The sequence below is a fragment of the Kribbella sp. NPDC050820 genome, from assembly GCF_040653975.1.
In the GTDB taxonomy this organism is placed as follows: Bacteria; Actinomycetota; Actinomycetes; order Propionibacteriales; family Kribbellaceae; genus Kribbella.
In genome coordinates this window covers 157331-169596 of record NZ_JBFAHB010000011.1, presented here as the reverse complement: position 1 = coordinate 169596, position 12266 = coordinate 157331, and the positions used below count along the sequence as shown (strand labels likewise).

Below are 12266 nucleotides of genomic sequence, written 5' to 3'. Positions count from 1 at the left end.
GGATCTAGCTTGATGTGCAGAAGAAGAGTCGCTACAGACCGTCCTTCCCCGCTGACAGTCGGTATTGTCCCCGGTTTGTGGCGAGCGCCCACCCACGCCGACCACGGGGAAAGGACCATGGCAGCACCCTCAGGCCCACGAAGTTTCCACCCATCAGGTCGTCCCGGCGAGGTCAGCCGGTGAAACCGCAGACTTTCGAACTCGTGCGCTACACAGACATCAGCGGAGTCTCCGGGACCGGCGTCGTGGCGGAAGGGTGCGTCTTCACCGACGGCTCGGTCGCGCTGCGCTGGCACGGCGCGAACCCGTCCACGGCGGTCTGGCCGGATCTCGACTCCATCCTCGCCGTCCACGGCCACTGCGGCGCGACTGTCGTGCGCTGGCTGGACGTGTCCGAGCTGGAGCCGATCCCCGGCACCGACCTGCTCCCCGGCGAGCTCGCCCACATCCTCGCCACCGGACGGCACCCTCAGCACCCGCCGGCGGTGGCCTCGGCCTGACGGGCTACGGCGTCAGGCCGGTCAAGGCGAAGAACTCCTGGCGGGAGCTCAGGTTCTCGCGCAGGATGCCGTGCAGTGACGACGTCACCGTGCGGGAGCCGGCAGCGCGGACACCGCGCAGCGACATGCACTGATGCTCGGCCTCGATCACCACACCGACGCCCTTCGGCGCCAGGTGGTCCTGCAGCCAGTCGGCGACCTGCTTGGTCAGCCGCTCCTGCACCTGGAAGTCACGCGCGAAAAGCTCTACCACGCGGGCCAGCTTGGACAGCCCGAGGATCCGGTCCCCCGGCAGGTAGCCGACGTGCGCGACCCCGGTGAACGGCAGCAGGTGGTGCTCGCACAGCGACTGCACCGGGATGTCCTTGGCCAGCACGAGCTCGTCGTACCCCTCGTCGTTCGGGAACGTGGTGAGCTCGAACTCGCGCGGGGTGAGCATCTCGGCGTACGCGTGCGCCACCCGGCGTGGGGTGTCCGCCAGGTGCGCGCTGTGCGGATCCCGCCCGAGCGCAGCCAGCAGGTCGGCGACCGCACGCTGGGCGGCGGGCAGATCGATCTCCGCGCGACCGGCGACGATGTGCAGAGGGACGGACTCGAGGTCGGCCGAAATCGCCATCAACACACTCCCTGAAAACTCAACGAACGGCCATCATACTGTTCTGCCAACCGATGTTGTCGATAGAATCGGGTCGTGGACTCGTCCTGGGACGCGCAAGTGCAGGCCGTCGCCGTACTCGAGGAACCGACCCGGCGCCGGCTCTACGAGTACGTCGTCGCCCAGCCGGAGCCCGTCGGACGCGACGAGGCGGCGACCGCGCTCGGCATTCCCCGGACGACCGTGGCGTTCCACCTGGACAAGCTCACCGAGGAAGGCCTGCTCGCCACCTGCTTCGAGCGCCGCAGCGGACGCTCCGGACCGGGCGCAGGTAGGCCCGCGAAGCTGTACCACCGCTCCGAACGCGAGATCGACCTCACCCTGCCCGAGCGTCAGTACGCCGTTGCCGGCCGCCTGCTCGCCGCCGCCGTCGAGGACGCCGAGGCATCCGGCGGCTCACCCCGCGAAGCCGTGAACCGCCGCGCCCGGGAGTACGGCGAATCCCTCGGCCGGACCGCGGGCGCGGGCTCGGTGGACCAGATCCTCAAGGCGCACGGCTTCGAGCCGCGGCCGGACAAGGACGGCATCGCGCTCGCCAACTGCCCGTTCCAGCGGATCGCCAAGGACCAGCCGCACCTGGTCTGCGGGATGAACCTGCACCTCCTCGCCGGCCTGGTCAGCACCCTGGACATCCCGTACGAGGCGCGCCTGCTGCCCACGGCCGGCAACTGCTGCGTCCGGCTCGTGCCGCAGGGCCTAAGCTCGGCGGGTGGCTAAGAGCAAGCAGAGTCAGGGCACGCCGGCGACGGTGGCGCTGACGAAGGCGAAGGTCGAGTTCACCGCGCACACCTACGACCACGACCCGGCGGCGAAGTCGTTCGGCCTGGAGGCAGCCGAGGCGCTCGGGCTCGCGCCCGAGCAGGTGTTCAAGACGCTGCTCGTCGAGGTGGACGGGAAGCTGACGGTCGGCGTCGTACCGGTCGACAGGCAACTCGACCTGAAGGCGATCGCGGCCGCCGCCGGCGGGAAGAAAGCGGTGATGGCCGACCCGGCCGCCGCCGAACGCACCACCGGGTACGTCGTCGGCGGCATCAGCCCGATCGGCCAGAAGCGCCCCCTGCCCACCGTCATCGACGCGACGGCCACCGAGCACGCCAAGGTCTACGTGTCCGGTGGCCGCCGTGGCCTCGACATCGGCCTGTCCCCCGCGGACCTGATCACCGTGACCAACGCCCGCACGGCGGCCATCGCTCGCTAGGTTTGCCTCAGCCGGTGATGCTCGGCTTCCCCGTCTCCAGGTGACCGGTCAGCCGGCGCCGGTACGACGTGTCCTCGGCCGTCGTGATCTCGACGTCGTACCAGCCGTGGTCGGTCGGCCAGTCCAGCTCGCGGGTCTGCTTGCCGCGCAGCTCCACGGTGACGGTCTTGTTGGTGTAGCCGCGCGCCCGCACCTTCAACGTCAGCGGCTTCCGCGTCGTGTTCACCAGCAAGAGCTCGAGCGACTTGCCGTCCTGCTGCGCGCGGACGTCGAGACCCGCCGCGACGCCGTCCGCCGTTCCGGCCAGCTCGGCCCAGAACCGGTTCGGACCCTGTACGGCGAACTCGTACGGGCCGTCGACCGCGATCGACTCGACGCGATCCCGCCGTACGTCGACATGCGCGGGCGCCGGCAGCTCACCGCCGTACGAGTAGATCGCGAAGTGCGCGGACTCCGCACCCTTGTTGCCGAGGGCCAACGTCAACTTGCCATCAGCAACGAACCCGGAAACCGACGGCCGGTAAGGCAGCGCGCGGGCCGGCCGGTGCCCAGGCTCCTGCAGCGGCACGGCCTGGTCGGCAGGCGGAGTCGGCCGCCAGCGGGCGATCGGCGCCGGCACCGGGCCGGGCGTGTCCACCGACGGCTGCCGGTAGTCGCGGCCGAAGTCGAACGCCGAGGTGAGGTCGCCGCAGGCGGCCCGTCGCCAGCTGCTGATGTTCGGCTCCTGCACCCCGGTCCAGCGCTCGAGGAACCGGATCACCGAGGTGTGGTCGAACACCTGCGAGTTGACGTGCCCGCCGACCGACCACGGCGAGATGACGGTCATCGGGACCCGCGGGCCGAGGCCGATCGGGCGGCCGTTGTACCAGTCGTCGCCGCTGCCCGAGGTGGGTCGCGGCGCGACCGGCGGCGGGACGTGGTCGAAGTACCCGTCGTTCTCGTCGAAGTTGATCAGCAGCACGGTCTTGGACCAGGTCTCCGGGTCCGAGGCGATCGCGTCGAGCAGGTCGTAGACCAGGTTCGCGCTGCCGACCGGCGTGGACGCGCCGGGGTGCTCGGAGTCGACCGCGGACGGCACCAGCCAGCTGACCTGCGGGAGCTTGCCGGCCTTGATGTCGGCGCGCAGCCGCGGGACCAGCGACTCCGGCTCCGAGCGGTACATGGCCTTGTAGAACAGCTTCTGGTCGGCGGCCGGCTGCTTGGCGACCGCGGCCTCGAGCTGCTTCAGCGCCTCGGCCCGCTCGGCCGGCGTCTTCGCGAACAGCTTGTCGTAGAACTCCTCGGTGGTCCGGTAACCGCCCGGGACCGAGGCGAGGATGCGGTGCCCGAGCTCCTTGAAGGTCTTGAAGTACTCGACCGCGTTGTCGGTGAAGTTGTCCCACTCCTGATAGATCTGCCACGAGACGCCGGCCTGCTCGAGCCGCTCCGGGTACGCCGTCCAGTCGTAGCCCTTGTGGTCGTAGGAGTAGGCCGCGTTCGTCACGGCGCGCTGCGTCGTACCGGGCTCGTAGCCGGTGGTGCCGGACACGAGGTAGTTGCGGTTCGGGTTGGTGGAGCCGTTGACGGAGCAGTGGTAGGCGTCGCAGATCGTGAACGTCTCGGCGAGCTCGTACTGCAGCGGGATGTCGCGGCGCTCGTAGTGGGTCATCGTGGCGGCCGTCTTGGCCTGGACCCAGTCGTCGTTCCAGCCGTTGCCCCAGGCCTGGGTGGCGTCGTTGAACCCGTGCGGCAGGTCGCCGAGGTACTGGATGTCGTCCGGCGCGCGGCCCGCGTCCGCGGCGGCCTTCCGGATCGAGAACGGCAGCACCTCGCCACCGCCGGTCTTCGGCTGGTGGAACACCGTCCTGCCGTTGCGCAGCCGCAGCGGCTGCCGGTCGCCGTACCCGCGCACGCCGCGCAGCGTCCCGTAGTAGTGGTCGAACGAACGGTTCTCCTGCATCAGCACGATCACGTGCTCGACCGCCCGCAGACCACCGCGCCTCACCGGTTGCGCCATCGCCGTGTGCAGCGACGGGGGAAGCAGCGATGCCGCCACGCCCCCGGCCGCCGACCCGAGCACCAGGCGCCGAGAAATCCCGGTCATGGGGCCTCCCGGCCTGGACTGAGGAGCGCAGGGAGCGAAGCGACTGGAGTGACGAGGGAAGGCCGGGAGTCAAAGCCCCATGACCCCCGCGCCGGAGGCGCGGCATTCAATACTGTCATGCCCGGGACACTAGGACCGCCCTGTAGCCGCCGAACTGCCAGCAGGTGAACAACCGTCCGACCTCAGCAGCAGCGCCAGTGCCCAGTCCTGGTCGTTGGCGAGCGGGTCGGGGCGGTGCGCCGGGCGGCCGTCGACGCAACTGGGCATCAGGAACGCACAGGTCGCGTCACCCTCAGTGGTGAAGTCGACCAGGTTGGCGGCGAAGATCCCGGCCGCGGCCCGCTGGTTCTCCGCGGTCCTGAGTACGGCGGGAAGCTGCCGCAGCGCGATCGCGGTCAGCACACTCCAGTAGTGCGGGAAGGTGTCGCCCCACTGCCGGTCGACGCCGAACCAGTACCCGTCCCAGTGCCGGATGCCGACGTCGCGGAGCCGGACGTGCGGCTGCGGCCCACCGAAGGCCCGGAGCCAGCCGACCGCGGTCCGCAGCGCGGCGAGCGCACGGTCGTCGGGCTGCAGGTCGTAGGAGATCGCCAGCAGACTGACCAGCGGCGCGACCATCGACTGCTCGTACTTGACCTCGTGCGCCGGCAGGTCAGTGCCCAGGGCAACGAACCGGTGCGCGTGGTCGAGCAGAGCCGCACGTAGCGCGTTCGCCCGGTTCGCATCTCCCTTGTCCTCCAGCGCTGCCGCGACCGCGACGACCGCCTCCGGATGCCCGATCGAGAGGTGATCCGCAGTACCCAACGCGTAGCTCGACTCCAGCAACGACGCGGCCAGGTCGAGATCCGCGGCGTCGCCGAACAGCGCGAACTGATCCGCGAAGAAGTGCCCCACCCACGGAGTGTTGTAGAGCCGCAGCGGCTCGTTTCCAGGCTTGCTGCTCCGGTGGATCGACCCGTCGGGCTGAATGAACCGCTCCCGAGCGAGCCGCGCGTACCCGTGCAACGCCTCGTCGATCGCGGCCGCGTCACCCCAGGCACGCATCCGGGCCTGCTGCAGCAGCACGGCCATGCCGACCCGTTCGGCGCCGTCGGTCCAGTCCGGCCAGGCGTTCTCGGTCTGCCGCAACCGGGTCCGAGTGTCCACCGGAAGGAACGCGAAGCGCTCGGGCTCCGGACGCTCGATCGGCCGATGATCAGCGAGGATCCGCTCGACCCGAGCCTCGACCAACTCCCGAACCGGCGCCAGCAACGCCACCGCCGTCCGGCTCCGCCGCCCGTCCCGCTCGAGCTCGACGTACTGCACGCCGTGCACGTCGGCGGTCGGCTCGGCCAGCAGCTTCGTCCCCTCGGCAAGCTCCACCGGTACGGCGCTGCCGACCGGCGCAGTCAACTCCGGCAGCACGGCCGGCGCGTCCGTCGCGCTGATGAAGTCCTCGCGACTGTCGAACCAGCCGATCTCCCAGGCCAGCGTGTAGCTTGCGCCCGGCGCCAGCGAGAGGATCGGCTGGCCGCCGAACGCTTCCGGGTTCCGCGCGTGGTCGGTCGGGTGGACGACGATGTGACCGCGCACGTCCGACGAGGTGTTCCGGTTCCGGGACTCGATCGAGTACGCCCACAGACCGCCCTCGCGGACGATCACGCCGAGCAGCGGTGGCGTTGCCGACATCGGCTCGGCCAGGAGCCACGACCACGCTCCCCCGGTGAAGACGTGCGCGTGACAGCTCTCCGCGAGCGCCGACGCGGCTCCGTCGTACACGTCCCGGATCGGCACGTTGATCGCCAGCCCGGTGAGGTCGATCGCCTCGGCGCCGACATTGGTCCAGGTGTAGGACTCGGTGAAGCGGTTGCCGGCCACTCGCCGTACGACGGTCAGGTCGAGGTCTGGGCGTGGTGCGTGCCGGACGGTCACGCTGTCGTCGGACCAGTCGATGCCGGCCGCAGTCTGCCAGCGGCCGGATCCCTGCGGCGTGATCACGAAGCCGGTGCCCCAGAAGTGGTCGGGGCCGTGCCAGGTTTCGCGTGTCTCGTCGAGCAGGTAGATCCGGCCGGGGTCCGCCGGATGCTCGAACGCCACCGGACAACCGTCCGTCCCGAGCAGCACGCGGCCGCCGCCGAACTCGAACGCTCGCCTCACGCCGCCTCCTGTCGATACGTATCGATGTCGACCGTAACACAGCTCCAGGAGGCGATCAGGAGAAGTCGGCGGTGCTCGCCCGGCGGGTGAGGGCCTGCGGCTCGACCACGTGGTGCTTGCCGCCGGCCGCGAGTACGCCGTCCAACCGGTCGAACAGGATCGACATCGCCAGCCTGGACACGGCTCGCGGCTCGGTCGACACGTTGCTGACCGGCGTGCTGTAGGCGACCGCCGTGTCGTCGGTGCACTGCCCGACGAGCGAGAAGTCCCGGCCGGGCACGAGCCGGCGAAGTGCGGCGAGTTGCAGGACCCAGCCGATCACGTTCGGAGTGCGGGCGATGATGCCCAGCCGCTCACCGCTGAACAGTTCGTCGGCCAGGTCGCTGACGCCGCCCCATCCCGGACCCGATCGATGCAGCTCCAGCAGGTCGAGCCCGGCCGCCTTGGAGGCCCGGGTCACTCCGCGCTGGAACTCGCCGGCGAAGAAGAACTCCCGCTGCTTCTGCGGCTTCTCCCCGATCAGCACCACCCGGCGATGCCCGGTGGCGACGAGCTCCGCCACCATCGACTCGCCGGCGCGCCGCGCGTCGTAGTCGACCGAGTCGAGCCCATGGCTGTCGTCCGTGGTCCCGATCAGCACGACGGGCACCCCGAGGTTCGCCACCGTCGCGACCCGGTCGTCCTTGCGCCGGATGTCCATCAGCACGATGGCGTCGCAGATCGACCGGCGGGCCAGCCGGGTCAGCTCCTCGGGGCCGTCGCCGGAGGTGACCAGGATGACGTCGAAGTCCCGCTTGCGGGCCTCCTCGACGACGGTGTCGACGTACGGGAGGGTGTCCGGCACGTCGGTGTGCCCGGACAGCCGGACCACCAAGGCGATGACGTTCGTACGGCGTCCGCGCAGCGCCCGCGCGCCCGCGTTGGGCTGGTAGGTCAGCTCCGCGATCGCCGCCTCGACCCGCTGCCGGGTCTCCGGCGAGATCGGCCGCTTGCCGCTGAGGACGTACGAGACCGTGCTCTGCGAGACACCCGCGAGCGCGGCGACGTCCTTGCTGGTCGGCAGCGGCCGATCCCGTCCGGAAGCCATGCCGAGAGCCTAGTGCGCAGTACGGCGTTCCAGCGCGGCCGCCCGGAGTCCCTCGAGCACCGACTCCGTGGTGTCCCAGCCCATGCAGGCGTCGGTGATCGACTGGCCGTAGGTCAGCTGCTGGGTCGGGTCCAGGTCCTGGCGGCCCTCGACCAGGAAGGACTCCAGCATGACGCCGGTGATCGCGTGGTTTCCGGCCGCCACCTGTCGGCCGATCCCCTCCGCGACCACCGGCTGGCGACGATGGTCCTTGCGGCTGTTGCCGTGGCTCGCATCGATCACCGCACGCTCCTGCAGCCCGGCCTTGCGCAGCAGCTCCGTCGCACCGGCCACGGAGTCCGCGTCGTAGTTCGGTCCGCTGTCGGATCCGCGCAGTACCAGGTGGCAGTCCGGGTTGCCGCGGGTGTGCAGGATCGCAGGCGCGCCGTCGTGGTCGATACCGGTGAAGACGTGTGGCACGGAGGCGGCCTTGATCGCGTCGACCGCCGTACCGATGCTGCCGTCCGGGCGGTTCTTCATGCCGATCGGCATCGACAGGCCGGACGACAGCTGCCGGTGCACCTGGCTCTCGACCGTGCGCGCGCCGATCGCGCCCCACCCGACGGTGTCGGCGATGTACTGCGGGGTGATCGGGTCGAGGAACTCGCAGCCTACCGGCAGGCCGAGCTCGAGGACCTGCAGCAGCAACTGACGGGCGGTGCGCAGGCCGCGGTTCACGTCACCGGAGCCGTCCAGGCCCGGGTCGTTGATCAGGCCCTTCCAGCCAAGGGTCGAGCGCGGCTTCTCGAAGTACACCCGCATCACCACGAGCAGGCCGTCGGACAGCCGCTCGGCGACCGGCTGAAGGCGTTCGGCGTACTCCAGCGCCGCCTTGGCGTCGTGCACCGAGCACGGGCCGACGACGACCAGGAGGCGGTCGTCCACGCCGTTCAGCACGTCGCTCACGGCCTGGCGACCGTCGATCACGCGCTGGGCCAGGGCGTCACTCAGCGGCAGCTCGTCATGCAGCGCGAGCGGCGTGATCAACGGGACGGTCTTCTCGATCCGTCTGTCGACGACGGCCGCTTGGCTGGTTCGCTGCGGGAGGGTGTTCATCTGCTGGGATCCTTAGGTCTGGCCGGCCTCGCCAGGAGGATCCTGAGCAGCGCCGGCGGGAACGAGAAAAGGCAAGGACTCATGTCCTTGCCTTCGGGCCGGCTCTGGTGTCTTCGTCTGGGCGTCAGCAGGCGGCTGAGTCGCCCGGCACCGAGGCCGGCCACTCAAAAAATCGCCAATAGCTGCGCTTCACGAGTACGACGATAGCACCCGGCCGAATTGCAGTGGCAACCACCACCCGGACCTGGTTGTCTCATCCCGTGACCATCCGCACTGCCCAGCCGCACGAGCTGCCAACCCTCCAGACCATCGAAGTCGCCGCCGGCGTCCTGTTCCGCGACATCGGCATGACCGACGTCGCGGGGCATCCACCACCGTCGCTGGAGGTTTTCGAGCACTCCCGGCAGGCCGGCCGGCTCTGGGTGACAGCCGACGCCGACGACCGCCCGACCGGCTTCGTCTTCGTGGTGCTCGTCGACGGGGCTGCGCACATCGAGCAGATCAGCGTCCATCCGGACCATCAGGGACAGGGGCTCGGGAGCGCGCTGATCGAGCAGGTGATGTCGTGGGCCGCCGGGCAGGGGTTGCCGGCGGTCACACTCAGCACGTTTCGGAGTGTGCCGTGGAACGCGCCGTACTACGCCCGCCGCGGATTCGTGGAGCTCGGGGAGCTGACGCCGGGTCTGATCGAGCTTCAGGCCGCGGAGGCGGCGTTGGGGCTGGATCCGGCGGAGCGCGTCTTCATGCGCCGGGTCGTTGCTCGCGAGTAACCGCGGGTGGTGTGGGCTCGTTGAGGGCTGCAAGACGGGTCGAGACAGCGAGGAGTGCATCACGGTGGTGAGGCCGCGGACCTTCGAGTTGGTTCGTTATCGGGATCCCAGTGGTGTGTCCGGGACCGGCGTGGTGGCTGAGGGGTGTGTGTTCAGCGATGGCTCGGTGGCGTTGCGGTGGTGCGGCAGCAACCCGGCGACGGCAGTCTGGCCGGACATCGATTCCGTGCTCGCGGTCCACGGCCACCAGGGTGCAACCGAGGTGCGCTGGATCGAGCAGCAGCAGCCCAAGTCCAGCCTGTTCGAAGACCTGCACCAGGTCCGAGCTGAGCAGTCTCTGTCCCCGCCCCACCGCCCCGGTCAGGCCACCTCGATCGCCGATCCGCTCCCGGGCAGCCACGCCCGGGGATGGGCAGGCGCTCGTCATCTCAGGTAGAACATGCCCGTGACGCAGATCTACCTGGTCCGGCACGGAGAGCCGGACTACGGACCGGTCGACGCCTGCGGACTGCCCGGGCCGGCGGCCGACTCCGCCCCGCTCACCGCACTCGGCGCCAAGCAGGCGCAGGAGCTTGCGGACCTGCTCAGCGGCATCGGAGCGACCTGCCTCGCCAGCTCGCCGTACACCCGCGCCCTGCACAGCGCCGCGATCATCGGGCACCGGCTGGCCCTCGGTGTCCGGGTCGACTACGACCTGCGGGACTGGCTGCCGGACCACACCGGGTTGTGGCGCGGCGTGGCCGACGTACGGGCCGCACAGGCGGAGTTGGACACGTACGGCGGTGAGTGGCCGGACGGGATCCTGCGTCGCTGGGAGCCGCTGTCCAAGGTCCGCGAACGGGCGCGGGCCGCGCTCGGCCGGCTGGCCGCGATCACCGACGGACCGGTGCTCGCGGTCACGCACGCGATGGTGATCCGGGCGCTGACCGGCGAGACGGGGACGGCCCACGGCGGCCACGAGTACTACCGCTACGATCCAGCGGACGATGTCTGACAGTGGGTTGCCTCGCGTCCTGGGCGTCGTAGCGATCGGCGGGATCATCGGCTCGCTGGCCCGCTACGGCCTCGCTGAGGCATTTCCGCACGGTGCAGGTGACTTTCCCTGGGCAACGTTCGCGACGAACGTGCTGGGCTGTTTCGCGATCGGGATCCTGCTCGCGCGGTTGACGCCGCGATCGCACCCGCTGCTCCGGCCGTTCCTCGGCACCGGGATCCTCGGCGGGTTCACGACGTTCTCGACGTTCGCGGTGGACACCGAGAAGTTGCTGCACGGGCATGCGGTCGTTGCCCTGACCTACTTCTTCGGGACACTCGCTGCGGCGTTGCTGGCGGCAACCCTCGGCGAGTGGGTCGGGCGGCCGCGATGAACGTTCTGCTCGTCGCGCTCGGCGCGGCGGTCGGAGCGCCCCTGCGCTTCCTGGTGGACAAGCACATGGTCGGACGGTTGCTCCTCGGCCGGCAGACCGAACCACCGTTGCCCTGGGGAACCTTCGTCGTCAACATTCTCGGCAGCTTCGTGCTCGGGCTGCTGACCGGAGTGAGCGCCCGGACCACGACGTTGCTCGTCGGAGTCGGGTTCTGCGGGGCGTTCACGACGTACAGCACGTTCGCCGCCGAGACGACCGCGCTGGCCGGTTCCGGACATCGCGGGAAAACGTTGCTGAACGTGGTGCTCAACCTCGGCGTGGGCCTGGTGGCCGCCGTACTCGGCGCTCTGCTGGCCTGCAGCAACTGAGTGACTCATGTCACACCAGGTGATGACGTGAACACGCTCACCGCGTGAACAGGGCCCGATTCCCGGCTGCGAGGCCACCTGCCGATAACAAATGGACCGAAGTTCGAGACAACAAGGGTTGAACTCGGTGTGAGTTGAGCATAGTTTTCACGGAGCGCCCGTCCGCGCTCACGGTGAGTCAAGGAGGTTGCCATGTCGAGAGGGATGCCTCGCCTGCCCCGCCCGCTCATGGATCTGTGGGATTGGCAGTCACAGGCCGCGTGCCGCGACGTCAACCCGGAGTTGTTCTTCTCGCCCGAATCGGAGCGTGGCGTTCGCAAGAGGGCCCGCGAGATGGTGGCGAAGTCGCTCTGCGGGACCTGCCCGGTCCGGCCCGAGTGCCGTCAGCACGCCTTGTCGGTCGGTGAACCGTACGGCGTCTGGGGCGGCACCACGGAGTCCGAGCGCGACAACAGCCTCCTGCCCGAGCACCGCAAGTCGGCGTGACGGAGTCGCTACTTCACCACTGAAACCCAGACGGAACCGGTAGGGCCTGCGCGAGAGTTCAGGCCTTACCGTCGTCGGGCTCCGACGTGGTGTTCTCGTCCTGCGGCTTCTTGGGCTGCGGCTTCGGAGGCTTCGGAGGCTTCTTGGGCTCGGGCTTGTCGTCCGGCTCGGACGAGGACTCCGGCTCCGGGTCCTTGGGTGGTTCGGGTGGCTTCACGGTCGTGCGCGGGTCGCGGAAGCGGTCCAGCGACTTGAGGAAGTCCGGATCGTCGTCCGGCGCGACCGGGCGGGTGGGCGGCTTCGGCTGCCGCGCGGCCCGATCGCGACGGCCGAGCTGGTTGCGCAGCATCAGCAGCCACACGATCGGCCCGACGAACGGGACGAACACGATCAGGACGATCCACACCAGCTTGGGCAGGTGCGGCACGTCCTCGTCGGGCGTCTGGATGCAGGAGAACAGCGCGTACACGCTGAGCGCCAGGCTGATCAGGAACGGCAGGAATCGAACCACGCTCCAACAG

General features: G+C 69.7%; 15 protein-coding genes. 9 read left to right on the top strand and 6 right to left on the bottom strand.

Going from position 1 to position 12266, the window contains the following annotated elements:
* The first annotated feature begins 179 nt into the window (after positions 1–179).
* On the top strand, positions 180–500 hold the full coding sequence (locus tag AB0H36_RS13265; RefSeq protein ID WP_360521056.1) for a hypothetical protein: 321 nt from the start codon (positions 180–182) through the stop codon (positions 498–500).
* A 4-nt stretch (positions 501–504) separates the two neighbouring features.
* Here the strand turns inward: AB0H36_RS13265 and folE are convergent, their stop codons facing one another.
* The gene (gene folE, locus AB0H36_RS13260) at positions 505–1116 is read right to left on the bottom strand and encodes a GTP cyclohydrolase I FolE (protein ID WP_360521053.1); all 612 of its coding nucleotides are present in this window, start codon (positions 1114–1116) and stop codon (positions 505–507) included.
* Positions 1117–1191: 75 nt separating this feature from the next.
* Here folE and AB0H36_RS13255 point away from each other — a divergent pair, with 75 nt between their 5' ends.
* Positions 1192–1872 (top strand): helix-turn-helix domain-containing protein, encoded by a 681-nt coding sequence (locus AB0H36_RS13255; RefSeq protein ID WP_360521050.1) that lies wholly within the window; start codon positions 1192–1194, stop codon positions 1870–1872.
* Positions 1865–2353 (top strand): Cys-tRNA(Pro) deacylase, encoded by a 489-nt coding sequence (gene ybaK / locus AB0H36_RS13250; RefSeq protein ID WP_360521047.1) that lies wholly within the window; start codon positions 1865–1867, stop codon positions 2351–2353. The genes AB0H36_RS13255 and ybaK overlap by 8 nt, the downstream gene beginning before the upstream one ends.
* Positions 2354–2360: 7 nt before the next feature.
* Here the strand turns inward: ybaK and AB0H36_RS13245 are convergent, their stop codons facing one another.
* The 4 genes from AB0H36_RS13245 to AB0H36_RS13230 form a co-directional block, all read right to left on the bottom strand.
* Positions 2361–4436: a phosphocholine-specific phospholipase C gene (locus AB0H36_RS13245; protein ID WP_360521044.1), complete on the bottom strand. Its 2076-nt coding sequence runs from the start codon at positions 4434–4436 to the stop codon at positions 2361–2363.
* 129 nt (positions 4437–4565) lie between these two features.
* On the bottom strand, positions 4566–6572 hold the full coding sequence (locus tag AB0H36_RS13240) for a hypothetical protein (protein ID WP_360521041.1): 2007 nt from the start codon (positions 6570–6572) through the stop codon (positions 4566–4568).
* Positions 6573–6627: 55 nt separating this feature from the next.
* Positions 6628–7659 (bottom strand): LacI family DNA-binding transcriptional regulator, encoded by a 1032-nt coding sequence (locus AB0H36_RS13235; RefSeq protein WP_360521038.1) that lies wholly within the window; start codon positions 7657–7659, stop codon positions 6628–6630.
* A gap of 9 nt (positions 7660–7668) precedes the next feature.
* Positions 7669–8754 (bottom strand): 3-deoxy-7-phosphoheptulonate synthase, encoded by a 1086-nt coding sequence (locus AB0H36_RS13230; RefSeq protein ID WP_360521035.1) that lies wholly within the window; start codon positions 8752–8754, stop codon positions 7669–7671.
* Positions 8755–9014: 260 nt separating this feature from the next.
* Here AB0H36_RS13230 and AB0H36_RS13225 point away from each other — a divergent pair, with 260 nt between their 5' ends.
* The 6 genes from AB0H36_RS13225 to AB0H36_RS13200 all read left to right on the top strand — a co-directional run bounded on the left by AB0H36_RS13225 (position 9015) and on the right by AB0H36_RS13200 (position 11745).
* Complete coding sequence (locus AB0H36_RS13225; RefSeq protein ID WP_360521032.1) at positions 9015–9524, top strand: GNAT family N-acetyltransferase; 510 nt, start codon at positions 9015–9017, stop codon at positions 9522–9524.
* Between the two features lie 64 nt (positions 9525–9588).
* Entirely contained in the window at positions 9589–9960 is a 372-nt protein-coding gene (locus AB0H36_RS13220) for a hypothetical protein (RefSeq protein ID WP_360521029.1), read from the top strand.
* 9 nt (positions 9961–9969) lie between these two features.
* On the top strand, positions 9970–10518 hold the full coding sequence (locus tag AB0H36_RS13215) for a histidine phosphatase family protein (RefSeq protein WP_360521026.1): 549 nt from the start codon (positions 9970–9972) through the stop codon (positions 10516–10518).
* Positions 10511–10891 carry a fluoride efflux transporter CrcB gene (gene crcB / locus AB0H36_RS13210; RefSeq protein WP_360521023.1) on the top strand — a complete coding sequence of 127 codons (381 nt, stop codon included), beginning with the start codon at positions 10511–10513 and terminating at the stop codon, positions 10889–10891. Before AB0H36_RS13215 ends, crcB (AB0H36_RS13210) begins: the two co-directional genes overlap by 8 nt.
* Positions 10888–11259, top strand: a complete 372-nt coding sequence (crcB, locus tag AB0H36_RS13205) for a fluoride efflux transporter CrcB (RefSeq protein ID WP_360521020.1) — start codon at positions 10888–10890, stop codon at positions 11257–11259. The genes crcB (AB0H36_RS13210) and crcB (AB0H36_RS13205) overlap by 4 nt, the downstream gene beginning before the upstream one ends.
* Positions 11260–11451: 192 nt before the next feature.
* On the top strand, positions 11452–11745 hold the full coding sequence (locus AB0H36_RS13200) for a WhiB family transcriptional regulator (protein WP_360521017.1): 294 nt from the start codon (positions 11452–11454) through the stop codon (positions 11743–11745).
* 58 nt (positions 11746–11803) lie between these two features.
* Here AB0H36_RS13200 and AB0H36_RS13195 read toward each other — a convergent pair whose 3' ends face one another.
* The gene (locus AB0H36_RS13195; protein ID WP_360521014.1) at positions 11804–12256 is read right to left on the bottom strand and encodes a PLD nuclease N-terminal domain-containing protein; all 453 of its coding nucleotides are present in this window, start codon (positions 12254–12256) and stop codon (positions 11804–11806) included.
* Positions 12257–12266 lie beyond the last annotated feature (10 nt).

Bases quoted from the DNA above. Each gene is read 5' to 3' on its own strand.
- folE (WP_360521053.1), bottom strand. From the start codon at position 1,116: ATGGCGATTTCGGCCGACCTCGAGTCCGTCCCTCTGCACATCGTCGCC.
- AB0H36_RS13245 (WP_360521044.1), bottom strand. From the start codon at position 4,436: ATGACCGGGATTTCTCGGCGCCTGGTGCTCGGGTCGGCGGCCGGGGGC.
- AB0H36_RS13235 (WP_360521038.1), bottom strand. From the start codon at position 7,659: ATGGCTTCCGGACGGGATCGGCCGCTGCCGACCAGCAAGGACGTCGCC.
- AB0H36_RS13230 (WP_360521035.1), bottom strand. From the start codon at position 8,754: ATGAACACCCTCCCGCAGCGAACCAGCCAAGCGGCCGTCGTCGACAGA.
- crcB (WP_360521023.1), top strand. From the start codon at position 10,511: ATGTCTGACAGTGGGTTGCCTCGCGTCCTGGGCGTCGTAGCGATCGGC.
- crcB (WP_360521020.1), top strand. From the start codon at position 10,888: ATGAACGTTCTGCTCGTCGCGCTCGGCGCGGCGGTCGGAGCGCCCCTG.
- AB0H36_RS13200 (WP_360521017.1), top strand. From the start codon at position 11,452: ATGTCGAGAGGGATGCCTCGCCTGCCCCGCCCGCTCATGGATCTGTGG.